The organism is Schinkia acidoalkalinis, assembly GCF_054301215.1.
In genome coordinates this window covers 1,920,042-1,944,200 of the sequence record NZ_CP182573.1, presented here as the reverse complement: position 1 = coordinate 1,944,200, position 24,159 = coordinate 1,920,042, and the positions used below count along the sequence as shown (strand labels likewise).

General features: G+C 39.4%; 22 protein-coding genes, 1 rRNA gene and 2 riboswitches. Of the genes, 18 read left to right on the top strand and 5 right to left on the bottom strand.

All coding sequences use genetic code 11. The features are described from left to right. The first annotated feature begins 73 nt into the window (after positions 1–73). Positions 74–190 (top strand): 5S ribosomal RNA (gene rrf / locus ACNQFZ_RS10075). 61 nt (positions 191–251) lie between these two features. Here the strand turns inward: rrf and ACNQFZ_RS10070 are convergent. Further along, on the bottom strand, positions 252–1,751 hold the full coding sequence (locus ACNQFZ_RS10070; protein ID WP_458415118.1) for a malate:quinone oxidoreductase: 1,500 nt from the start codon (positions 1,749–1,751) through the stop codon (positions 252–254). A gap of 240 nt (positions 1,752–1,991) precedes the next feature. On the opposite strand from ACNQFZ_RS10070, the gene ACNQFZ_RS10065 reads away from it, so the two are divergent. From ACNQFZ_RS10065 to ACNQFZ_RS10010, 12 genes are all read left to right on the top strand, one after another. After that, positions 1,992–2,489 carry a hypothetical protein gene (locus tag ACNQFZ_RS10065; protein WP_458415117.1) on the top strand — a complete coding sequence of 166 codons (498 nt, stop codon included), beginning with the start codon at positions 1,992–1,994 and terminating at the stop codon, positions 2,487–2,489. Between the two features lie 91 nt (positions 2,490–2,580). After that, positions 2,581–3,513, top strand: a complete 933-nt coding sequence (gene menA, locus ACNQFZ_RS10060; RefSeq protein WP_458415116.1) for a 1,4-dihydroxy-2-naphthoate octaprenyltransferase — start codon at positions 2,581–2,583, stop codon at positions 3,511–3,513. A 385-nt stretch (positions 3,514–3,898) separates the two neighbouring features. Then, the gene (locus ACNQFZ_RS10055) at positions 3,899–5,356 is read left to right on the top strand and encodes an Msr family ABC-F type ribosomal protection protein (RefSeq protein WP_458415115.1); all 1,458 of its coding nucleotides are present in this window, start codon (positions 3,899–3,901) and stop codon (positions 5,354–5,356) included. An 82-nt stretch (positions 5,357–5,438) separates the two neighbouring features. Next, a complete protein-coding gene (locus tag ACNQFZ_RS10050; protein ID WP_458415114.1) occupies positions 5,439–5,921 on the top strand; it encodes a CBO0543 family protein in 483 nt (160 codons plus the stop codon). Positions 5,922–6,235: 314 nt separating this feature from the next. Continuing rightward, entirely contained in the window at positions 6,236–7,882 is a 1,647-nt protein-coding gene (abc-f, locus tag ACNQFZ_RS10045; RefSeq protein ID WP_458415113.1) for a ribosomal protection-like ABC-F family protein, read from the top strand. A gap of 190 nt (positions 7,883–8,072) precedes the next feature. Continuing rightward, positions 8,073–9,002: a VOC family protein gene (locus ACNQFZ_RS10040; RefSeq protein ID WP_458415112.1), complete on the top strand. Its 930-nt coding sequence runs from the start codon at positions 8,073–8,075 to the stop codon at positions 9,000–9,002. Positions 9,003–9,123: 121 nt separating this feature from the next. After that, a riboswitch (SAM riboswitch) is annotated at positions 9,124–9,230 on the top strand. Positions 9,231–9,490: 260 nt separating this feature from the next. Beyond that, entirely contained in the window at positions 9,491–10,693 is a 1,203-nt protein-coding gene (locus ACNQFZ_RS10035) for an acyl-CoA dehydrogenase family protein (RefSeq protein ID WP_458415111.1), read from the top strand. 75 nt (positions 10,694–10,768) lie between these two features. Continuing rightward, positions 10,769–12,154: an LLM class flavin-dependent oxidoreductase gene (locus tag ACNQFZ_RS10030; protein WP_458415110.1), complete on the top strand. Its 1,386-nt coding sequence runs from the start codon at positions 10,769–10,771 to the stop codon at positions 12,152–12,154. 29 nt (positions 12,155–12,183) lie between these two features. Beyond that, positions 12,184–13,392 carry an acyl-CoA dehydrogenase family protein gene (locus tag ACNQFZ_RS10025; RefSeq protein ID WP_458415109.1) on the top strand — a complete coding sequence of 403 codons (1,209 nt, stop codon included), beginning with the start codon at positions 12,184–12,186 and terminating at the stop codon, positions 13,390–13,392. A gap of 166 nt (positions 13,393–13,558) precedes the next feature. Further along, positions 13,559–14,785, top strand: coding sequence for a YbfB/YjiJ family MFS transporter (locus ACNQFZ_RS10020; RefSeq protein WP_458415108.1), 1,227 nt, complete (start codon positions 13,559–13,561; stop codon positions 14,783–14,785). A gap of 83 nt (positions 14,786–14,868) precedes the next feature. Further along, positions 14,869–15,219, top strand: a complete 351-nt coding sequence (locus ACNQFZ_RS10015) for a PepSY domain-containing protein (RefSeq protein WP_458415107.1) — start codon at positions 14,869–14,871, stop codon at positions 15,217–15,219. 35 nt (positions 15,220–15,254) lie between these two features. Next, positions 15,255–15,656: a DUF2680 domain-containing protein gene (locus ACNQFZ_RS10010; RefSeq protein ID WP_458415106.1), complete on the top strand. Its 402-nt coding sequence runs from the start codon at positions 15,255–15,257 to the stop codon at positions 15,654–15,656. Positions 15,657–15,694: 38 nt separating this feature from the next. Here the strand turns inward: ACNQFZ_RS10010 and ACNQFZ_RS10005 are convergent, their stop codons facing one another. Next, complete coding sequence (locus ACNQFZ_RS10005; RefSeq protein ID WP_458415105.1) at positions 15,695–16,111, bottom strand: hypothetical protein; 417 nt, start codon at positions 16,109–16,111, stop codon at positions 15,695–15,697. 105 nt (positions 16,112–16,216) lie between these two features. Then, a riboswitch (guanidine-I (ykkC/yxkD leader) is annotated at positions 16,217–16,318 on the top strand. Between the two features lie 69 nt (positions 16,319–16,387). On the opposite strand from ACNQFZ_RS10005, the gene ACNQFZ_RS10000 reads away from it, so the two are divergent. The 4 genes from ACNQFZ_RS10000 (at position 16,388) to ACNQFZ_RS09985 (ending at position 19,938) form a co-directional block, all read left to right on the top strand. Then, a complete protein-coding gene (locus ACNQFZ_RS10000) occupies positions 16,388–16,729 on the top strand; it encodes a DMT family transporter (protein WP_458415104.1) in 342 nt (113 codons plus the stop codon). Beyond that, entirely contained in the window at positions 16,729–17,043 is a 315-nt protein-coding gene (locus tag ACNQFZ_RS09995; protein ID WP_458415103.1) for a DMT family transporter, read from the top strand. The genes ACNQFZ_RS10000 and ACNQFZ_RS09995 overlap by 1 nt, the downstream gene beginning before the upstream one ends. A gap of 86 nt (positions 17,044–17,129) precedes the next feature. Beyond that, a complete protein-coding gene (gene pfkB, locus ACNQFZ_RS09990) occupies positions 17,130–18,044 on the top strand; it encodes a 1-phosphofructokinase (RefSeq protein WP_458415102.1) in 915 nt (304 codons plus the stop codon). 19 nt (positions 18,045–18,063) lie between these two features. Continuing rightward, entirely contained in the window at positions 18,064–19,938 is a 1,875-nt protein-coding gene (locus ACNQFZ_RS09985) for a PTS fructose transporter subunit IIABC (RefSeq protein ID WP_458415101.1), read from the top strand. A 31-nt stretch (positions 19,939–19,969) separates the two neighbouring features. Here the strand turns inward: ACNQFZ_RS09985 and ACNQFZ_RS09980 are convergent, their stop codons facing one another. The 3 genes from ACNQFZ_RS09980 to ACNQFZ_RS09970 form a co-directional block, all read right to left on the bottom strand. Continuing rightward, positions 19,970–20,434 (bottom strand): acyl-CoA thioesterase, encoded by a 465-nt coding sequence (locus ACNQFZ_RS09980; RefSeq protein WP_458415100.1) that lies wholly within the window; start codon positions 20,432–20,434, stop codon positions 19,970–19,972. A gap of 58 nt (positions 20,435–20,492) precedes the next feature. Beyond that, the gene (locus ACNQFZ_RS09975) at positions 20,493–21,752 is read right to left on the bottom strand and encodes an ATP-binding protein (RefSeq protein WP_458415099.1); all 1,260 of its coding nucleotides are present in this window, start codon (positions 21,750–21,752) and stop codon (positions 20,493–20,495) included. A gap of 97 nt (positions 21,753–21,849) precedes the next feature. Then, complete coding sequence (locus ACNQFZ_RS09970) at positions 21,850–22,503, bottom strand: YitT family protein (RefSeq protein WP_458415098.1); 654 nt, start codon at positions 22,501–22,503, stop codon at positions 21,850–21,852. A gap of 230 nt (positions 22,504–22,733) precedes the next feature. Between ACNQFZ_RS09970 and ACNQFZ_RS09965 the strand changes: the two genes are divergently transcribed. Then, positions 22,734–24,152 carry a sigma-54 interaction domain-containing protein gene (locus ACNQFZ_RS09965; protein ID WP_458415097.1) on the top strand — a complete coding sequence of 473 codons (1,419 nt, stop codon included), beginning with the start codon at positions 22,734–22,736 and terminating at the stop codon, positions 24,150–24,152. Positions 24,153–24,159 lie beyond the last annotated feature (7 nt).

Here is a 24,159-nt window from a genome sequence, read left to right as displayed (position 1 = left end):
AGCTGGACAATGCATGGTAAATATGAATCTTGATTATCTAGTTTTGAAGGAACAACCTTCAAATAAATAACTGTTTGGTGACGATAGCGAAGAAGTCACACCCGTTCCCATTCCGAACACGGAAGTTAAGCTCTTCAGCGCCGATGGTAGTTGGGGGCTGTCCCCCTGTGAGAGTAGGACGTTGCCAAGCAAACAAAAAAAGAGTAGCGGAAAGTGCTGCTCTTTTTTGTTGTTTTTATTGAATTCAAAGATTAACTATAGGCCAATTCCTTTTCAGTTAAACCAAGTGCTTCAGATGTTGAAGCATGAATTTCGTGCAGAAGCTCTGGGTTGTCCATTAAAGATTTGCCATAGGAAGGAATCATTTCTTTGATTTTCGGCTCCCACTCTTGACTGTGCTGCGGGAAGCATTTATTGATTAATTGAAGCATAACATGTACAGCTGTTGAAGCACCTGGTGAAGCCCCTAGTAATGCTGCGATTGATCCATTAGCACCAGTAATTACTTCCGTACCAAATTGAAGCGTTCCTTTGCCGCTAGCGGTATCTTTAATAACTTGTACACGTTGTCCCGCTACTACTAAATCCCAATCATCGCTCTTAGCGTTTGGGATAAACTCTCGCAACTCTTCCATTCGTTGTTCTTTCGATAACATAACTTGTTGAATCAGGTATTTAGTCAATGCCATCTCTTTTGTACCCGCTGCCAACATCGTCACGAGATTATGAGATTTTACAGAAGTAATTAAATCCATATTTGAACCGGCTTTTAAGAACTTTGGTGAGAAGCCGGCAAAGGGTCCGAATAATAAGGACTTTTTATTATCGATATATCTAGTATCAAGATGCGGAACAGACATTGGTGGTGCACCAACCTTCGCTTTGCCGTATACTTTTGCGTGATGCTGTTCAACGATATCTTCGTTATTACACACCATAAATAGTCCGCTTACCGGGAATCCTCCAATGTGTTTGCTTTCAGGAATACCGGTCTTTTGCAACAAGTGAAGACTTCCTCCACCGCCGCCGATAAAGACAAATTTTGCAGTATGACGGTCGACGGTCCCGCTATCAAGATTTCGGACTTTCAATTCCCATAAGCCGCCCTTAGTATGTTTGATATCATCAACACTATGATTGAATTTTATTTTGGCGTTTTTATTCTTTAAGTGGTCAAATAATATGCGGGTTAAAGCCCCAAAGTTAACATCAGTTCCGGTTTCGACTCTTGTTGCTGCTATAGGTTCATTCGATGTTCGGCCTTTCATCATAAGCGGTCCCCACTTCATGACTTTTTCCGAGTCATCGGAAAATTCCATTCCTTTGAATAGAGGATTGTTTGATAGCGCCTCAAAACGTCTTTTTAAAAACGTTACATTTTGCTCCCCTTGTACGAAACTCATATGAGGCAATGTCCTAATAAAGTCCTGCGGATTCTTTATCAGATTGCTATTTACTAGATAAGACCAAAATTGCATTGATGTCTGAAATTGCTCATTAATTTTAATAGCTTTACTGATATCCACAGCTCCATCAGGTTTTTCAACCGTATAGTTTAGCTCGCATAATGCAGCATGACCCGTTCCAGCATTATTCCATTCATTAGAGCTTTCCTCTCCAGCGTTTGAGAGTTTCTCAAACACCGTAAATTCCCATTCCGGTACTAATTCTTTCAGGAGTGTCCCCAAAGTCGCACTCATAACTCCGGCGCCAATTAAAATGACGTCTGTTGTAGTTTCCCTATTACCCATTCATACCAACCTTTTCCCCTAAATTTCTGAAAAGATGTGGACATCACACCTTTTCCTTCCAAGTATAACCATCTCATTGTACTATAATCAGTTATAGATTGAAATATCTAAATTATAAGAAAACTACTGCAATTTAAAGACAGGTTAATTAAAAATTGATATAAATCATGGTGGGACTAAACTCTAGTTTTTATAATGAAGAAAATAAAGTACTTCATCAATAATCCAGAAGGTGATGTTATGACTTGGATGCTGCATCAGATTATCTTAGGTTTGCACATCATTTTGGCAATTATTTGGGTAGGTGGTCTTTTATTTATAGGGTGGGGTGTCTTTCCTGCCATTCGGCATTTAAAGTTTGTTGACCAGCGTCAATTTCTTTTAGCCTTAATGAAGTGGTCACATTGGCTATTCTCACTAGCAGGTTTTGGCGTTATTTTAACAGGTGTAATACTAGGGACAGCTCTCGGCCCCATTCATCATTGGGAGGACATTTGGAATTCACTCTATGGAAACCTTTGGATAACAGCATTAATAGTGGCTAGCTTCTCTTTAACTTGGGGGATATTCGTTGGGTATAAATCATTTTTAAAAATCTTGACTGACGAAAACCTGTGGATATTAGCTGATCGCAACATGAAGGAACCTCTGTATCAAGCTTTGGTCATCCTTTTTTTAGTTGAATCTGTAGAGCCAGTAGGTTTTGGTGTTCTCCTTATTTTGATGGTATTACTTTAAAAGAATAATCACTACTATATGAAATTTTGAAGCAAATAAGCTGTTAGTTGTTTCCGTTGATTTAGAGAATGACATATGTGGAGTGATAAAAATGGCAATGATTGAAAAAGAGCTTCATCCCCAGAAGGAATCCTTACTATACCATAGTTCATGGCTGTTACTAGTACGACCGTTGACGTTTACGGCCACATTAAGCCCAGTAATAGCAGGCACTGCCTTAGCGAAGCTGAATGGTTATTCAATACGATACAATCTTTTTATATCTGTCCTACTAGTTGGTCTTCTCGTTCAATGCGCGGTAAATATGTTTAACGATTATTATGATTTTCAAAAGGGACAAGATCATGAAAAGTGGTTTTTTTCAAAAAAGCCTATAAATGGGATAGCGCCTTCCTATCATTTTATTCCAGTGGTAGCCGGCACTTTATTTGCACTAGCCATTATAATAGGGGGCTGGGTTGGCTTTGTAAGCCATACGTTATGGATTTTGGTATTTGGGGGCGTAGGTGTTATTTGTGGGTATAAATATTCGGCAGGCCCTCGTTCACTATCCAGCCTTGGATTAGCAGAGATTATTGCATTTATTTTTCTTGGAGTTTTCCCAGCATTCGTTGGGTACTTCGTTCAATCGCACACGATTGATGTTTCGATTATTGCATTAGCTTTGCCCTATTCATTGGTTAGTTCAACAATGCTATTAACCAACAATATACGGGATATACAAAAGGACCAAAATATTCGACGAACAGTTGCTATGAGGTTGGGGCGCAGCCGGGCAGTTCATGCATTAACTCTAATCTTAGCATTTGTTTATCTAAGTGTTTTCTTTCTTATTTTTTTAAAAATTGTCTCTCCAATTTCTATAGTCACGATTCTAGCTTTACCAGCTGCAATAAAGCTTCGTTGGCTACTTCGTTCTAAAGCAACAAGGGCAGATGAAATGAAAGCAATGAAATGGTCAGCTATTCATCACTGGATTTTTGGATTGATATTTGCATTATCGATATGGATTACAAGTTTTTAGCCCCAAATGGATCTTTGACTTTTTCTATAAGAGGTCTTAGTATAAAGGTGTACATGACATTTAAAATGTAAGGAGGATTATTAATATGTATTCCATCAGACTTCGTTTCCTAACTTTGAACTAGTAATTTAATACGTTCAAAGGCTCTGTTGTGTATACAGAGTAAACGGGATAAGTCTGCCCTTTTTAATAATCTTCAATTTTAATATTTTATTATGTGAAGAAAGGTGGAGTGCTGCCTTTCTTTTTTATTTTGTACAGCTGTAAAGGGAGTGGAAAGGTATGCAGTTTCTATTATTTTTTTAAGATGCGGGCTTCGTAGATAGAAGCTCGTATCGATCATTGCTATCGGTACGAAATCACTAAAATTTCGGAGGTAGCGGATATGGAAAAGGTATGTTTTGAACTAGAAAATGTTGAAGTAACTTATTTAGATAAAGAAATCTTAAAGGTTGAGCGACTTGCTGTCCATCAATTTGATCGTATTGGTATCGTTGGGAAAAACGGTGCCGGGAAGAGTACGTTGTTAAAGCTGCTTGCTGGTAAGATTCAACCAACAAGTGGAAAGGTAGTAAGTCATATAGACTGTGGCTATTTTGAACAAATAGAAGCACCGCAGGTTATTGAAGGAACGGATGCAGCATTACTTGGAAGGTTAGCCGTGCCACAACATTCTGGACAGCTAAGCGGTGGGGAGCAAACAAGGTTGAAACTGGCGCAACTGTTTTCGGCTTTTTATGAAGCCTTGTTGATTGACGAACCGACCACACACCTAGATCAAAATGGGATTTCATTTTTACTGGATGAACTGCGTTATTACTACGGAGCGCTTGTGTTAATCAGTCATGATCGTGCTGTTTTAGATGAGCTTGTCACAACGATTTGGGAAGTAACGGGCGGAAAGGTCCGTGTATATACCGGTAATTACAGTGAATACATGGTGCAGAAAAGATTGGAACGGGAACAACAAACACAAGCCCATGAGCAATATTTAAAAGAAAAGGGACGATTAGAACGGGCGGCTGAAGAAAAAATGAAGAAGGCTGAAAAAATTGCTCAAGCGGGAAGAATGTCAAAAAGAGAGGCGAACGCCAAACCAAATAAAATGTTTATGACAAAATCCAAGGGAACGGGCCAAAAGGCAGTCTATCGTGCAGCCAAAGCAATCGAGCAGCGCATTGAAAAACTAGAGGAAGTGGAGGCCATTCAACCGGAAAAGAAAATCATCTTTCACCAGTCAAAAGCGTTGGAATTGCATAATAAATTTCCAATTATTGCAGATCGATTAACCATTCGAATAAATGGCCAAGTGTTGCTAGATGAAGTAAGCTTTCAATTGCCGCTCGGTAAAAAAATAGCTATCACAGGGGCCAACGGTAGTGGAAAAAGCACACTGCTTACCCATATTGCCAATAATGGCGAGGGATTAATGATTTCGCCAAAAGCGAAAATTGGCTATTTCCGGCAAATGAGCTATCAATTTGAAAGCAATGAAACTGTTTTGCAATTTTTGAAAAACCGTTCAGATTATGAGGAAGGATTTTTGCGAAGTGTTTTACATTCGATGCAGTTTATCGGTACAGATATTCAAAAAGGGGTAAAATCACTAAGTGGTGGGGAAGCCATTCGGCTTCAGCTTTGCCAACTGTTCTTGGGTAGATATAATATTTTGCTGCTTGATGAACCTACGAATTTTTTAGATATTGCTGCAATTGAAGCGTTAGAGCGATTTATTGCTGGATATGAAGGCACAATCGTGTTTGTATCCCATGACAAAGCATTTGTAAATAAGGTTGCAGATCTACAATTCCGTATTTGTGAGAAAAAATTGTATCAGGTCTGACTATGTTCAATATTCTTTTAAAAAATTAAATTGGGGGACAAAATAATAAAAGAAATTTCGAATTAGGGGGACACAAAACTAAATGAATTCGGACCTGTGGATTCTTGTTATTTCCATTGTTTGCGCTGCTATTCTACTATGGAAATGTATACCTCGAGATAAAATAATCGATGCCCATATCAGTTTTTTATTTATGCAAGTTCAAACATGGTTATTCGGTTCTTTAGTTGTCGAAAACAGATTAATTGAATATCCCGTTCGTTTTATGAAGTATGCTTATAAAGTAAGCTTTACTTTTGAATATTTTATTTTTCCGGCTGTTAGTGCTGTGTATAATGTGAATTTTCCCCGTCAAAAAAGCTTAGGTTACAAGATTGGTTATTCATTCATGTTTCCCTCTGCATTGGTAGCGGGAGAGGTATTGCTGGAAAGGTACACAGCCACGATTAAATACATTCACTGGACCTGGTATTGGTCCTGGATTACACTTTGGCTAACATTGCTTATTTCTTATTGGTACTATCTTTGGTTTATGAAAAAAGTAAAGGCTCAACATGAAAGCTGAACCCACTGCTAAAATGTATCCAGCAAAAAGCTGCACAGTTCTAAAATAGTTATGCTATAATGGTGCTATTAAAACAGAAGGGATGATGGGTGGACGATGTTAAACTAATCTTATTTTTAAACGTTTGAAATTGTATATTTCAAATTAACTAAAATAGGATTAGTCTGCCCATTTTTACCAAAACTTGAAGCTATTTACGGGAATAGCTTTATTTGAGCAACTTAAAAATGCGACTAATCCTTCCAAGGAAATTGGGAGGATTTTTTTATGATTGGAAGCCTACGAATCCTCCCTTTACAGAGAGGGGCGACTTTATGAGAGAGCTTTTAAAATTACAAAATATCGGATATGAAATAAATGACGTAACAGTTTTTGAAGATGTGAACGCAAGTGTTCACGAGGGAGAAATCATCGGTATCATTGGTAAAAATGGTGCTGGGAAATCGACGCTGTTGCACTTGATAAACGGTGAGTTAACAGCTACGAAAGGACAAATAAGATGGTTAGAGCCATATGTAAAAGTGGTTTTAGTTGAACAAGAAACAGTGTCGTATTCTTCTAACAGGATGAACACTTTAGAAAGTACTTTGCTTGAGAAATGGAAGGTACCAACGGGTGATTATTCGCAAATGAGCGGTGGTGAAAAATTGAAAGCACGGCTTGCAAAAGGGATTGCGGAGGATGCGCAGGTATTACTTTTAGACGAACCGACCAATCACCTTGATGAGCCAAGCAAGGAGCTGCTCAAGGAGCACCTGCAGCAATATAAAGGTGTCATTATTTTAGTATCACATGATCGTTATTTTTTAGATGAAGTTGCTACTAAAATTTGGTCCATTGAAGGTAAAAAGCTTATTGAACACAAAGGTAATTATTCGAGCTATATGGAGGCTCGTAAGCAAAAACGACTGGCGCAAGAGCGGGAATACGAAAAACAACAAAAAATGATTGAACAAATTGAAGGGCAAATCAACGAACTTACTTCCTGGTCCAATAAGGCACATGCTCAGTCCACGAAACAGGAAGGTTTTAAGGAATACTATCGTGTAAAAGCAAAACGGATGGATGCTCAAGTGAATTCCAAACGAAAGCGTCTTGAAAAAGAGCTTGAAAAGGCAAAGGTGGAGCGGGTTGAGCCGGAATATGCAGTCCATTTTTCAATGAAGTCAAATAATAAAGTAGGAAAACGTTTTTTAGAGGTTAAAAATGTAACGAAGGAATTTGATGGACGGACGTTATTTACAGACGTGAATTTTACAATTCAGCATGGAGAAAAGGTGGCTTTAATAGGCCCTAATGGCAGTGGCAAAACGACTTTGATAAAAATAATCATTGGTGAGGAGCCGGCTCAAGGTGAGGTGTGGATTTCACCAACGGCTACGATTGGCTATCTGACGCAAGAAGTGTTTGATTTGCCGCTTGACCAAACACCAGAGCAGTTATTTTATCAGAATACCTTTGAGGCAAGAGGGAAGGTGCAAAATCTAATGAAGCATTTGGGCTTCACGGCTTCCCAGTGGAAGGAGCCGATTGCGGCTATGAGTATGGGGGAGCGGGTGAAGTGTAAGCTGATGGCTTATATTTTAGAGGAAAAAGATGTGCTTATACTAGATGAGCCGACCAATCATCTTGACTTGCCTTCACGCGAGCAGCTCGAAAATACTTTAGCACAATATAATGGCACACTACTGGTAGTATCACACGACCGTTATTTTCTTGAAAAGACAACTAGTAGTAAACTTGTCATTTCAAACGAAACTATAAAAAGGCAATGGAAAGAAGAAATCCAAACCCAAACGCAAACGAATGACGCTATGGAAGAGTTGCGATTAAAGCTTGAAACAGAAAGGCAAGAGGTCCTGGGGAAATTGAGCTTTCTCACGCCAAAAGATAAGACTTACGCGGAGCTTGATAGGAGATTCAACGAACTTACAAAGCAAATTAAAATGCTTGAATCGTAATATTAATGAGCTTGTAGAAGATTCTACAAGCCCAAGTTTTTTTTTTATGTGTTTTGCCACCATTAATTTTTTATATGAAATTGGTTACAAACTAAAGGAATTTTCAATTGGACGGATACTATGATTCGCTTTAATATAATAGTCAGAAAGTTTAAAAAATAAAAACTATTTGAGAAAGGTGGATTATGTTATGCTTCGTTACAAAAAGTTAGGGTATATTGCACTTAATGTTACGGATGTTCAAAAATCAGCGGAATTTTATCGTGATATCGTAGGTTTGGAATTAGTGGAATTAGTGAAGGACCAATATGCTTTTTTAAGATGCAGCCCTGATCACCACAATTTAGCCCTTTATCCATCTAATGAGCCAGGCTTGAATCGTCTTGGCTTTGAATTAGAGGATGAAGACCAAATGGAGCTTGCTTTTACTATTTTTACAAAGGCAGGTTTTCAACCGAAAGAAGTACCACAACAAGAAACGGCTATACTTTGCCAAGGTAGAACAATCCGAATTGAAGAGCCAAAAACGGGGGCTACATATGAATTTTACTGTAAAATGGAAAAGACTGAGCTTCCATATACACCAACGGTTGTAAATTCAAGGCAAGTAAACATTGCTTGTTTGGGGCATGTAGGGATTGAAGTGGAAGATCAGGACTTTGACGAGGCGCTTGATTATTTCTTGTATACAATGAACTTTAAGGAGTCCGATATTTCAGTTGACCAAATCGAAACAGGAGAACGAACAAAGTGGTCTTGGATGAGGGCTTTTCCAAATCCATTGCATCACTCGTTTGCTCTTGTTCGTGGGAAGGGTAAAAAACTGAACCATTTGGCGTTCCAAGTTAAAGCTTTTGATGATATTGGAATTGCTCGCACTCGACTTGTAAATAAAAATGTACCCATTGTGTTTGGTCCTGGTCGCCATAAGCCATCCTTCAGCGTATTCCTCTATTTTCTTGATCCAGATGGAATTACAGTGGAGTTTAGTCAAGGTATGGAAGAGTTTCCTGAGCAAGATCCAAGAAATCCAAGAGCCTTGGCTGATGACCATGAAACGCTAGACCTTTGGGGAAGCACGCCTGACCCACGTTTCGGTAAAGTAGGAGCGATTGGATAGAGGCGTGACGATGAAGGTAAATCGAAATGGTAAAATATTTTAAATATTAAAAAAGTTTATTGACACCGAAAAAAATATATAGTAAATTACAAAATATAATTTAATAAATGATGTTAATTCTTTCTTATCAAGAGAGGTGGAGGGACTGACCCTGTGATGCCTCGGCAACCGGCAAATGTGCACGGTGCCAATTTCAGAGGAATGTTATTTGCATTCTGAAGATGAGAGCGAAGAACTTTTGTACGAATGAAAAGTCTCTTTTCTCATCTTTGAGGAGGGGGGCTTTATTTATTTTAAAACACAACGAATCGATGAAAATTTAATTAATATTGCCGACTAGTCAACTGGAGGCTCATTCCAATTTCCCTTTTAGGGATTGAGGTATGAGCCTCTTTTGATTTGAGAGGGGGAATTATTGTGTGCAATTGAGTGAAATAGTAACTTTCAACAAAACAATAAACCAATTTTTTATCAAGGAGGAAAAAATAATGAGTTTACAAACTGCTAATGTAGTGAAAGTTGGTTCTACGAAATTTAATAACCTGATATCGGAAATTGCTCGAGATGCAAAGGAACGGAGAGATGCTGGGAGTGAAGCTCGGCCCTATTATGCTGTGGATTTAATTCGCCAAGCTCGTCTTGGCGCCCTTCGCTTACCAACCGAACTTGGTGGTGGTGGTGCAAGTATTCGCGAACTTTTCCAAACAATAATCCGTTTAGCCGAAGCTGATCCGGATGTTGCCCATATACTTCGTTTTCATTATTACCAAGTGGAGCTATTACTCCTTCAGGCTAATTCTGAAATCAATAAAATATGGTTAAAAAAGGTGGCGGACGGGGAGATCTTTGGCAATGCATTCACGGAGATTTCATCAAAAAATGTTGGTACATTATCGTTTGAAACTAGATTAACTGCAGATGGCGAGGATTATCGCTTGAATGGTACAAAGTATTTTAGTACAGGAACGTTATATTCCGATACGGTAGTCGTAATGGCATCAACGCCGGAGGGTAAAACAGCATCAGCCTTTATTCCTACTAATCGTGAAGGTGTAACGATAGAAGATGATTGGGATGGGATTGGCCAAAAATTGACTGGCAGCGGGACGACGCGATTAAACAATGTATTGGTCCATAAAAATGAAGTAACTTTTATTGATGATGACGAAACACCGTTTAATTCTATTTTGCAGCTCTTTTTACAGGGAGTAATTGCAGGGATTTTGAGGAATGTTGTGACTGATGCGAAAGATTTAGTACGGGGAAGAGCTCGATCATTTACGTTTGCAGCCGCAGATACTCCAGCAAATGATCCACAATTACTACAAATTATCGGCCAGCTTTCAAGCAGTGCATTTGCTGCGGAATCCATTATCCTTGCTGCTGCGGATGCAGAGGATATTGCTATCAATAGAGCGGTTGATGGAGTCATTGATTTTTCGTTAAGCCATGAGGCATCACTTCGGGCCGCTCAAGCAAAAATTATTGTTGATGAGCTTGCCTTGAAGGCGGCAACGTTACTTTATGAGGTGGGCGGTGCATCAGCAACAAGGCAGTCAACGAAATTGGACCGCCATTGGCGGAATATCCGCACCATTTCTTCGCATAATCCAACGGTGTACAAAGCACGTGCAATTGGGAACTATGTTGTGAATGGAATTGATCTTCCGATAAGAAGTGTGTATTTCTAAGTCCTTTAGGTGGTGTTTTGCGCTATTTTGATAGTTTGTAATTAAATAAGTTTAAGATAGAAAGGTGAAATGATAATGGGTAAAAAAAGGATGTATTTAAATGCATTTGACATGAATTGTGTTGCACATCAATCACCAGGGTTGTGGGCTCATCCTGAGGATCAATCGCACCGTTACAATAATATTAAATATTGGGTAGAGCTTGCACAAATTTTAGAAAAAGGTTTTTTCGATGGATTATTTATTGCTGATGTAATTGGAATTTATGACGTTTATGAACAGGATAAAACGGCGACAGTCCGCCAAGCAACGCAAGTGCCGGTGAATGATCCCATTTTACTTGTTTCGGCCATGGCAAATGCAACAAAACACTTGGGATTTGGGATTACATGCTCAACCACGTTTGAGCATCCCTACCCATTTGCTAGAAGAATGTCAACATTAGACCATCTAACTGACGGCCGCATTGCTTGGAATATCGTAACATCCTATCTAGAAAGCGGGACAAAAAATATTGAGATAGGCGACAAGTTCCAACATACGAAACGATATGATATTGCCGAAGAATATTTAGAAGTTTGCTATAAGCTATGGGAAGGTAGCTGGGAAGAGGATGCTGTTGTAAAAGATAAGGAGCAGAGAATTTTTACCGATCCAGAAAAGGTTCATGACATTAACCATCATGGTCCATATTTCAATGTGCCTGGCATTCATTTATGTGAGCCATCCCCACAGCGGACGCCTGTTTTATATCAAGCAGGTGGGTCAGAACGGGGGCGTGCATTTGCCGGCAGACATGCGGAGGCCACTTTTATTTCTGCACCAAGTAAGGAAGCAACTGCTACCTATGTAAAAGGTGTACGAGAACAAGCCAGATTGAATGGACGACAGCCAAATAGCTTGTTAGTATTTTCACTTATTACGCCAATTGTTGGACAAACGGAGGAAGAAGCTTGGGCAAAATATGAGGAATTAGCCAGTTATATTAGCGTGGAAGGCGCTCTAACATTATTAAGTGGCTGGACTGGAATAGACTTTTCAGAATATGAATTAGATCAAGAAATTGAGTACATTGAAACGAATGCGATTAAATCTGCAGTAGAAAGTCTCACAAAATCCAGTCCAAATAAAAAGTGGACTGTACGGGAATTAGCTACCTTCGCTGGAATTGGAGGCATGGGTCCTGTTGTTGTAGGAACACCAAAGCAGATTGCAGATCAATTAGAAGAGTGGCTAGAGGAAACAGATGTTGATGGATTTAACTTAGCCTATGCGATAACACCTGGAACGTTTATAGATTTTGTAGAATTGGTCATACCTGAACTGCAAAGTCGTGGCCTTGTAAAAACAGAATATGAGGAAGGAACCTACCGCGAGAAAATATTCGGTAAAGGTCAAGCACGATTACCGGAAAATCATGTTGGTGCATCCTATCGTAATCTCTATCAGCAACAAGTGTAAGAGTCTAATATAATAGGGGGAATGGGAGAATGAGTAAAATAGCCATATCAAAAAATCCATATTCAAGAGCATATATTGAAGAAATTAGGCAGCAAGTTAGACCAATCATTGAAGAAGTTATTAAACCTAATGCAGAAATTATTGACCGTGAAGGGAAATTTCCAAGAGAAAATTTAGAAGCCTTAGCGAAGGAAGGTTGGAATTCAGTCACATTTGAAGAAAAGTGGGGTGGGCTTAATCTTGGGTATTTAGGATTCGCAATCATTGCAGAAGAAATCGGGAAGGTCGATGCGTCTACCGCTTTAGTGTATGCGATGCATATAGGAGCTTCGCAGGCAATTTCATTATACGGGAATGACGACCAAAAGAAACGCTGGTTATTGCCGATACGGGAAGGTGTAATTGGTACTTACTCGATAAGTGAAAAGGATACCAGGGGGCATGTGTGGTTCAGCTTAAGCCAAGCGAAGCGAGATGGGGAAGATTATCTTATTAATGCCGAAAAATCATTTACGACGAGCGGCGGGCAAGCTGACTTTTATATCGTTCAGACAAGAACACCAGATACAGACGACCCAAGTGATGTTAGCTATTTTATCGTAGATGGACATGATAAAGGAATTACAGCTAAGCCCTGGAAAGCATTAGGGGTAAGAGGAAATCATAGTGGTCCGATTACTTTTACTAATGTAAAAGTAAATCAGCGTGATTATTTAGGCCACGAAGGCTTAGGGAAAGAAGTTATGAATGAAGCGATAAACCCCATTTATTTATTAGGAATTGCTTCGGGATGGCTTGGTGTAGCACAAGGTGCTTTAACTGCAGCGATTGAGCATGTAACGAAAACGGTGAACAAGGGTTTCAACAAAAGTCTTGCCGATCATCAAGTTATTCGCCAAAAGTTGGCCGAGGTAAAAATCAAAATATCTGGCTTAAAAGCATGGCAATTAGATTTAGCAAGACATTATGATGAGTTGCTTGCTGAAGGGAAATCAATCTTTGAATTAACCGTTGATGTTACGGAATTTAAAGTTCAAGCATCTGAAGTAGCAGACTATGCTGCCCGAATTGCTATGGATGTTGCGGGCGGGTATGGGTACAAAGAAGGGATTTTCGAACGATTGTACCGAGATGCACGAGCCGGCATTCCGATGGCTCCATCTAACAATATCGCTCGTGAACAAGTTGGTAGAATTTTAGTCGATTTACCGTTAGAGCTTTGGGCTGAGGTAAAGTGATTGTAAATGATAAAGAGCAAGGGAATGTTCCCTTGCTTTTTTGTAAGAAAAATAAAAATAAATACTTGATGTTTTTTCATAAAGGGAATATAAATAATGTAACTTCGTTCAGTCGAAATCTCCCACTTTCAGGAGCGGGGTATTTGATATTGGGGGTGAGCGTTATTTGAATAAGAAGCCTTATCTGTTCTTAATCGGCGGGATACTGTCTTTAATGGTTGCCATGGGGATTGGGCGATTTGCCTATACACCGATTCTGCCACTGATGCAAAATGATCTTGCTTTTTCTGATGCAGTGGCAGGCTATCTTGCTACGAGTAATTATGGTGGATATTTCGTCGGGGCAATTTTAGCGGGCATTTTGCCGTTGAAACGGCATAAAACCATGTATTTACGTTTAAGTTTGTTGGCCAGTATCCTAACCACTTTGGTAATGGGCCTTTCGCATTTTTATTCACTTATGCTAGTGATTCGTTTTATTTCAGGTGTTGCGAGTGCATTTATCTTTGTTTTAGCTTCGAGTATTGTGTTGGATCAACTGGCCGCTAAAGGTAAGACAAATTGGTCAGGCTTATTCTATTCGGGTGTGGGCCTTGGAATTTTTTTAACTGGTCTTATCATTCCCAGCTTAAACCGCTTATTTCATTGGGAAGGGGCATGGGTAAGTGTCGCTGCAGTTAGTGGAATTCTTACATCCTTTATTTGGATATGGCTCAAAGATACTCCGAACATTGTTACAAAAATGGGCAAACAGAACGTGCATACACAGGCACAATTGCCTCCTGCGAAATGGCTTCCATGGTTAGTTGTTGCCTATGGTTTGGAAGGATTAGGTTATATCGTTACAGGGACGTTTATCGTGGCAATTGCCGGAAAAACGTCGGCGTTTAGCGGTAATCCCTCCTTCGTATGGATGGTAGTGGGGCTGGCAGCGATTCCGTCATGCATCATTTGGTCGTTGCTTGCTAAAAAGTGGGGATTCATTAGGTCATTAGTTTTAGCAATGGCTTTGCAATCAGTCGGAATTGCGATGCCAACCTTTTGGGACTCACAAACTAGTCTAATCGTTAGCGCTATATTGTTTGGAGCTACGTTTATGGGTATCACAACGATTGCGACAACGTTGGCTCGACAGATGAATCCATCAAACAGCAGCAAAATTATTGGTTATCTAACAGCAATTTATGCCATCGGTCAAATGATTGGGCCGACCATAGCTGGGGTTCTATCATCTTTTACCCACAATTTCAATGCTGCCTTACTTGGTGCGGCTAGTGTGGTTTTCATTGGAGCGGGTATGCTTTTGAGTGGAATTCGCTTTGAATCGATGCCGAATACAGAAAACGAAAAAACGGAATGTGAGGAAGAAGAGCAAAGGAGATCGTCTTTATAGACGGTCTTTTTTTCATGTGCAAAAGATGAATAAAAGAAAAAATTCATTCGAATACTAAAAAGAAAAAAGGAGGATTACATACGATGAAAAAGACATTTTTACTTATGATGGCAGTAGTAGGATTTGCATTTGGCGTCAATATCACCGCCCTGAATGTGGATGCAAAGGGCGGTATTAGTATGGCTGAGGCTAAGAAAATTGCATTAGAGAAAGTAAACGGAAAAGTGCTGCACGCTAAAACGGAAGAAGACGATGGCAGAGTCTATTATGAAATTATTATTCAAGACGCGAACAAGAACATTTTAGAAGTAGAAATTGATAAAGCAACCGGTAAAGTTTTAGAAGTTGAAAAAGAAGGTATGGATGGCGCTGGTGATGATAGTGATGACGGCGATGATGATGGCAACGGGGATGATGACCGTTACGATGATTAAAAAATTGCCTATATAAATAAAAGGGGTCTATAAATTTGAAAAAGACATTAGCAGCTTTCATTTTAGGGATTCCGTTACTTTTTTCTAGTTCAACTCTGCCACTAGCTGAGAATATAACAGATGATAAAGAAGCAGGCGGTTATATTCAAGACAGCGAAATGGATTGCACGAAGAATATAAAGTTAACACGAGCCCAAATGAGAAGGTTAGACCAAATTTATCATCGAATTTACCGCGATTACGTTGATTTAATAGAAACGTATGCATGGGCGGGGGCGCTCACCACCGAGCAAAAGATAACAAGATATAAGATGCTAAGAAATTATATTGAAACATTTAAAAAGCGAAAGTACCAATGGTGTTCTGAACATGAAGCGGATGAGTGGGAAGAAGAATGGTACAACAATGACAATGAAAAAGAAGGAACAGATGATTAAATCAAAAAGGCTGACCCTTTACAATTAGGGTCAGCTTTTTAATTTTTTATAATTTTAAATTCGCCTTGGGCAATATTCCCATAGTTATAGATAAAAATCCGATAATTTTCTCCGTTGGGCAAGTCCGTAAACGTTATATTGAATGGATTTGGTCTTTTATAATTATGATAGACCTCTGTATGCTGGTATACGTTTATTTTTCCCCACCACGTTACCTTGACAACCGAATAATGGATGGGTGTACTTTCATTTAGAACTTCTTGATATCCCTCAATATGAATGTCATGATCACTAATAGTAAATGTTTTACTGTAAAAGTAAGGACTATCAACTCCCAATCTCCACTGTTGATATTCAGATTCTTTACTTGTACCCAAAATTTCCAACACGAAAACCAAGCTTAAAAAAAACACAAAACCAGATAATAAGAAAATAATAACGATTTTATTCACCACACTTTTATTTCTTTTTACTATTATGTGAAACTAGGTGGACAAGGGTCGCGGCGAATGTAGTAGGAGCAAAGCCTTGATTAATCGCAAAAGGCATGTATAATTGTAAGTAATGTTTTCTAGGGTTCCGCAAAATTTCTAGTTTTGGGCTGGTCCGAGAGAAAACTCACAGCAATAGCTGTGTCACGGAGGGATAAAAGCCCAGGAGGTCCTATAATAGCGATCTCTCGGGCTCTTTTTGTGTTTATAGAGTTTGAAAATAAAAGGGGGACCATATAAATGAATAAAAGCTGGCTGACCGTATTTTTTGCAGCGTTTTTTGAAGTATTTTGGGTGATCGGTTTAAAGCATGCTACTAGTATTTTGGAGTGGATTGGAACGGGGATCTCCATTTTTATAAGCTTTTATTTTATGATTATGGCCGGTAAGAAGCTTCCAGTAGGAACGGTTTATGCCGTGTTTGTTGGGATGGGAACGGCTGGAACGGTCATATCCGATATTATTTTCTTTGGCGAGCCATTTAAAATAGAGAAAATTATCTTTATTCTCCTTTTATTAGTAGGGGTCATAGGCTTGAAATTAGTGACGAAGGATACGGTTGAAGAGGGGGAACGGTCTTAATGGCATGGATTTCTTTATTTATTGCCGGCTTCTTTGAGATGTTCGGTGTTGTTATGATTAATAAATTGCATCGCGATCGAAATTGGCAGGCAAAACTGCTTCTCGTTTTTGGATTCAGCGGAAGTTTTCTCTTTTTGGCCATTGCTATGAAGACATTGCCAATGGGGACAGCCTATGCTATTTGGACGGGAATCGGGGCATCCGGCGGTGCCATTTTAGGAATGTTATTATATGGTGAACCAAAAGAGTGGAAGCGGGTTGCTTTTATTGCATTAATCATCGTTTCTGTTATAGGCTTAAAATTGATTTCTTAAATTAATGATAGAATGAAGCTTGGGAAATACTGTGTAATAGGGTGTTTCTCAGGCTTTTTATTTTGCTTCAAAAAGGTGGTACATTCATGATCTATACAGTAACTCTAAATCCATCGCTCGACTACATTGTCGAACTGGACCAAGTTATGTTAGGCGATTTGAATCGAACAAAAAGTGAATCTAAATTTCCAGGTGGAAAAGGCATTAATGTTTCCCAAGTGCTGCAAAGGTTTGGTGTTGATAGCGTGGCTCTTGGATTTTTAGGGGGATTCACAGGCGAGTATATCGAAAACTATTTGAAGTCATTACAGATCAACACAGATTTTGCAAAAGTCAAGGAAGATACAAGGATCAATGTCAAGTTAAAAGCTGATCAGGAAACAGAGATTAATGCAAAAGGACCCAATATTACGAAGGAATACTTTGATGCGTTAAAAGGAAAGATTCACGAACTTACAAGTGAAGATACCCTTGTGTTGGCCGGCAGCATCCCAACTTCGATGCCGCAAACTACATATGAAGAGCTTGTGCAAATTTGCAGCAAAAATGGAACTAGATTTGTTGTCGATGCAGAAGGGGAGTTATTAAAGAAGGTGCTTCCTTTTAAGCCATTTCTTATTAAACCAAATCATCATGAGCTTGGAGAACTATTTAATACGGTTATTACTTCAGTTGATGAGGCTATTCCATATGGAAAGGAGCTTATAAACCAAGGCGCACAAAATGTTATTGTTTCACTTGCTGAAAAAGGTGCTGTATTCATTAGCCAGGATCATATCATTTCGACCACTGTACCAAAAGGGGAAGTGAAAAGTTCTGTTGGCGCTGGAGATTCGATGGTAGCTGGATTTTTAGCAGCCTTTGAAAAAGCAAAAAGTTTAGAAGAAGCGTTTCGTTATAGCGTTGCGGCTGGTAGTGCCACGGCCTTTTCAATTGGTTTATGTACACGCGAGAAGGTGGAAAGCCTTCTTTCAGAAGTAAAAACCACAAAGAAGCAATAACATAAGGAGGGTCATTGTCTTGAGAATAACGGAATTATTAACGAAAGACACCATCAATCTTTCGTTAAAAAGCGAACAAAAAGCAGATGTCATCGAAGAGTTAGTCACCGTATTAGACAATGCCGGCAAGTTGGCTGATAGAGCAGAATATAAAAAGGCTATTATAGCAAGGGAAGAACAGAGTACAACAGGTATTGGTGAGGGTATTGCCATCCCCCATGCCAAAACGAAGGCAGTAAAAGGGGCGGCTATTGCATTTGGAAGATCGGTAAGCGGCATCGATTATGAATCGCTTGATGGACAGCCTTCAAATTTATTCTTTATGATTGCTGCTCCTGAAGGGGCCAACAATACTCATTTAGAGGCATTGTCTAGGTTAGCAACAATACTAATGAAAGAGGAAGTTCGCAAGGAGCTTTTAGAAGCAGCTACCGAGCAGGATGTAGTTGATATTATCAATCGGAATGATGAAGAGGATAAAGAAGAAGAGCAGTCCATGGCAGGGAAAAAACAATTTATCGTCGCGGTTACGGCCTGTCCAACAGGCATTGCCCACACCTATATGGCCGCTGATTCTTTAAAAGCAAAAGCTGCCGAAATGGGCGTGGATATTAAGGTCGAGACGAGGGGGTCAAGTGGAGCGAAAAACGTCTTAACACCAGAAGAAATTGAAAACGCGGTTGGAGTGATCGTTGCGGCCGATACCAATATTGAGATGGACCGTTTTAGTGGAAAGCATGTCCTCGAAACCCCTGTGGCTGACGGAATCAGAAGGCCTCAACAATTAATTGAAAAGGCATTAAAACAGGAGGCGCCTGTTTATCAGGGCAGTGGAAAAACCAGCCAGGAAAGAGAGGCGGATTCGAAAGGTAGAGGCGTCGGATCAACGATCTATAAGCATTTAATGAATGGTGTTTCCAATATGCTTCCGTTTGTTGTTGGCGGCGGAATCTTAATTGCGATTAGCTTTATGTTTGGTTTTAATTCTGCAAAGCCTGATGATCCAACCTATAATCCTATTGCGGAAGCATTAATGACCATCGGTGGCGGGAATGCATTTGCACTGATGGTGCCCGTTTTGGCAGGCTTTATTGCGATGAGTATTGCGGATCGTCCAGGTTTTGCCCCTGGTATGGTTGGCGGTTTGTTGGCTACCAATGGAGGAGCTGGCTTTTTAGGTGGACTTGTCGCAGGCTTTTTAGCTGGTTACTTAGTTGTTGGCTTGAAGAAAGTATTTGCGGGACTCCCTGCATCGATTGAAGGTATTAAAACAATCCTAATCTATCCTTTATTAGGAATTGCCTTAACCGGGTTTATTATGATTTACATTATTAATAAGCCGGTTGGAGCCTTGAATACAGCTATTTCTGAATGGTTATCAGGTCTAGGAACAGGAAATGCGATGCTGCTTGGTATCATTTTGGGCTTAATGATGGCTTTTGACATGGGGGGACCGGTGAACAAGGCAGCCTATGTATTTGGTACCGGGTTATTAGCAAATGGCGTTTATGCGCCAATGGCAGCTATTATGGCTGCAGGGATGGTGCCACCTCTCGGCATTGCGATTGCAACTACATTTTTTAAGAAAAAATTCAGCAAAGAGGATCAGCAGGCAGGTAAAGTGAACTACATTATGGGGTTGTCCTTTATCACGGAGGGTGCGATTCCTTTTGCGGCTGCAGATCCGATTCGTGTTATTCCATCCCTTATGGTCGGTTCGGCAGTAGCTGGTGCTTTATCGATGATGTTCCATATAGGTCTACGGGCACCACATGGCGGTGTGTTTGTGATTCCACTTGTAGATGGAAACTGGCTTTTGTATCTCCTAGCCATTGTAATTGGTGCCATTGTGTCCGGTCTGTTATTAGGAATCTTGAAAAAGCCGGTATATTAAGAAGAAGGGCTGACTCAATAAGGAGTCAGCCTCATTCATTTATGGATAAACGCCGTTTTTTTCTTTTTTGGGCTTCGTTGAAAAGTTTCTTTTCCTCCTCTGTTTCAGGTATAACGCCGGGGACAGGGGTAGGCCTTTTGTTGGCATCGATGGCGACCATTGTTGTTATGGCATTTGTCGTTAGCGTTCTTATGCCTGTTTCGAGATGTTCAGTTTCTACCTTTACATAGATCTCCATGGAGGTTCTTCCGGTTGAAATGACACTGGCTTCAAGAAATAGGATATCCCCAACTTTAGCAGAGGAGACGAAGTTTACAGTATCTATAGAAGCGGTAACAACTACACTTTTGCTATGCCTCATGGCAGTAATGCCGGCTATTTCATCTATATGGGACATAACAACTCCTCCAAAAAGCGACCCCATATGATTTGTATCTTGTGGTAAGACTAGTCTCGTTTGAAACGTTCTTGAAGCATTTGCTGATATTGGCTCCATTATTTTTACACCTCATTTTTTCTTGCTATTACATATAGCTTCTCCAATTCTTTTTAGGTCAGTCCATTATAATAGGAAAGGAAATACAAAAAGTTGTTCCCTCATTAACCTTACTTGTTACTTTTATGCTGCCATTTAGCATTTCGATAATTCGAATAACCGATAACATCCCAAGTCCTGTACCTTCCCGTCCTTTAGTCGTAAAATAGGGCTCGCCTAAGCGGGAAAGCTGTTCTTCGGACATTCCAACACCGGTATCGCTAATTTTGATGACAATTTGTTCATGATCCACAACTGTTCCAATATAAAGTTTGCCGCTACCCGGCATGGCTTCTATACAATTTTTTGTAATATTTAATAGACATTGCTGCAAAAGCTGCTTGTCCCCTTTTATAAAATAGGGCTTGTCTATTTCTTTTACAATTTCAATCGAATTCATATTGGCCAATGGTGTAATGATTCCAATGGCCTTTTCCAATTCATCCTTCACACTTAATGTCTCAATCTGGTCCGGGGCTGGTTTGGCAAAGGTCAAGTAATTCCGAATAATGTCATTCGCTCGATCAATCTCATCGATACAGATACTTAGGAATTCATGTTTTTGTTCTTCGGGAAGCTCATTTTGCTTCATTAATTGTAAAAAGCCTCTAACAACTGCTAGTGGATTACGTACTTCATGAGAGATGGAGGATGATAGATGACTAGCGATTTCCATTTTCTCGGCCTTTATTATACGAATATGGAGATTGCTAGCCTCCCTAATTACTTCGGTTCCATAAATTAAGATTAAAGCTGTTATAACATGTAATATTAAAAAATGGAAAATAAATTGAACTGGAAAAGAGATGTGGGAAAATTTATTAAGTGCAAATATTATCAATAGTCCTGAAATTAATGTATAAACAGAACCAATCAATAGTTTCTTGTTCATGGGTGCCTTATTAAATTTGTTTATAAACAAGAGCAAGAAAAGCACAATTACCGTAAAGATAATCATAGATAAATAAGCACCATTGCTGACACCGATTATAAAGCGGGAAATAATGGTGAATGCTAACAAAAAGAGACTACCTGATATACCACCGTATAATCCGCCGACGATCACCGCAACCGATCTAAGGTCAAAAATGACACCATTTCTAAAGTCAATTGGAAATAACATTGAGCACAAAATAGCTGCTGCGGCCAATGATATTTTAATCCACTTCTTTTTCGTTTGCGATATTACAATATGATTTCTTTCAATTAGTAAGGGGATGAACAAAAAGAAAAATATTAGAAAAAGTACATTTAAGAATAACGTTTCAATCCCTATCATTGGCAGTGTTTATTCCTTTCGTAAAATCTGGATTGCTATAATTATAGTAGTATTATTGTTATTATGTATGAAATGTAAAGAAAAATCTACTAATTTACTAACCGTCAATTGTGACATCAATCATCTTGGATGCAATGAAATACGTAAGAATGGAATATACGGCTTTATCCCAGCCAAAAACAAAACCAGCACTAATAAAAATAAAAACATTAATAAACATGACAACTCCGCCGACAGAAAAGGTTGTTGCCCTGTTGATTAAAATCCCTAAAATTTCAGTTCCATCGAGGGAACCCCCATAGCGAATGACCATGCCTACTCCAAATCCCAACAGGATTCCACCAAAAATAGAGGCAAGAAATAAATTGTGCGTTGGTACAGGTACATTATAGAGAAAAGAAATGCAAAGAGATAAAAGGCTTAAGCCAATCAATGTTGTGATCACAAAGCCTATACCCAGCTTTTTTAAACCTAGATAAAGAAACGGAAGGTTTAATATCAGCAGAAATAACTCTAATCTGATGCCTGTTACATACGCAAAAATAATTGAAATTCCGACGATTCCACCATCAATAATATGATTTGGCACTAAGAAACTCTTCAATCCAAGAGCTACAAACAAAGCACCAATGGAAACAAAAAAAGAACGTTTCATTAATTTATAGAGAGATATCTTGTGTTTTTCTAACTCAGCCTCAATGGGCAGGGTGTATCTCATAAACATTGATAAACGTAAATTATATAATTGCATCGAATCGCTTTCCTTTCAAATAAATAGACATGCTACATTTTATGAAAGAAAAACAACATTCATACATAACTCGGGCTGTGCACCACTCAGTTTCTTGCTTCAGGTAATAGGAAAGGCCATAGAAAAATATACATAATAGGAGCATATTAATTTTTCCAATTCATTGAAGCAAGGGGAAAAAGTGCTTGTCTCTTCCGCCCTTGAAGCTCAAAGAATTGAGGTGTTGTTATATGTTTTTAAAATCATTTGAGACAGGGCAAATGATTGAGGCGATATTAGGTAGTATTGATGAAGCGATTCATGCTGTTAATTCGGAGGGCATTACGATTTTTTATAATAAAGTGGCGGCAGGCCATGATGGGACTGAAATCGAAGAGGTGCTAGGAAAGCATGTTCTTGATGTATTTCCATCATTAAATAGTCAAACGAGTACATTACTAAAAGTCATTAAGACAGGAAAACCAATCTATCAACAATCACAGACCTATAAGAATAGTAAAGGTCAGCTGATTGACACCATTAATACAACCTTGCCGATTAAAGTAGGAGGCCGGATCGTAGGGGCTGTTGAAATTGGAAAGGATTTAACGAGGGTCAAACAATTATCGCAAAAGTTGCAAGAGCTTCAAGAAAGGGTGATTAATCAAAAAAATGAACCTACCGTGATTTCCGGTGCTAAATATCATTGGGATGATTTTGTTACTGCTTCTGAAGAAATGAAAAAGGTGAAAGCAGAGGCGAAAAGGGCCGCGGCCAGCTCGTCACCGATTATCGTTTACGGAGAAACAGGGACTGGGAAGGAGCTCTTAGTGCAATCCATTCACAATGCCTCACCTCGTAGAAATGGTCCGTTCATTGCCCAGAATTGTGCCTCATTACCAGAATCACTACTAGAAAGTATTTTGTTTGGAACAAAAAAAGGCAGTTTCACAGGAGCTGTTGACAGGGCTGGTTTATTTGAGCTGGCCCATGGCGGTACCCTTTTTCTTGATGAAATCCAGGCGATGCCATTAGACTTTCAAACGAAACTTTTACGTGTGCTTGAGGATGGAGTCATTCGCCGAGTAGGAGGGACGGAATCTTATGTAGTTGATGTTCGTGTGATTGTCGCGATGAATGTCCATCCTTTGGAATGTATGGAAAAGGGGCTATTGCGTTCGGATTTATATTACCGCCTACATGTATTTTTGATTGAGGTCGCCCCCCTTAGGAAGCGTGAAGAGGATATTGCCCTGCTTTCCCACCATTTTGTAAAAAAATACAACCATCATTTTAATAAGCTAGTGATCCATATTGATGAAAAAGTAATCTTACATTTTGAAAGCCTTGATTGGCCCGGGAATGTTCGCGAATTAGAAAATACGATTGAGTATGCCATGAATATGGTTGATGGTGATACGATTAAGCTGGAGCATCTACCTGCTACTATGAAAGGAAAAGTTGTGAGGGCGTCATCACCCAATGAAAAAGTGCGACTAAGGCCTTTGCGGTTAGTGCTTGAGCAAACAGAAAAAAATATGGTCAACGAAGCATTGAAATTTACAAACGGAAATGTGCTGAAGGCCGCAAACATTTTAAAGATTCCAAGACAAACGCTGCAATATAAAATGAAGAAGCATGGGATTTTAAGTGATGATAAGGAGCAATGAAAGGAGG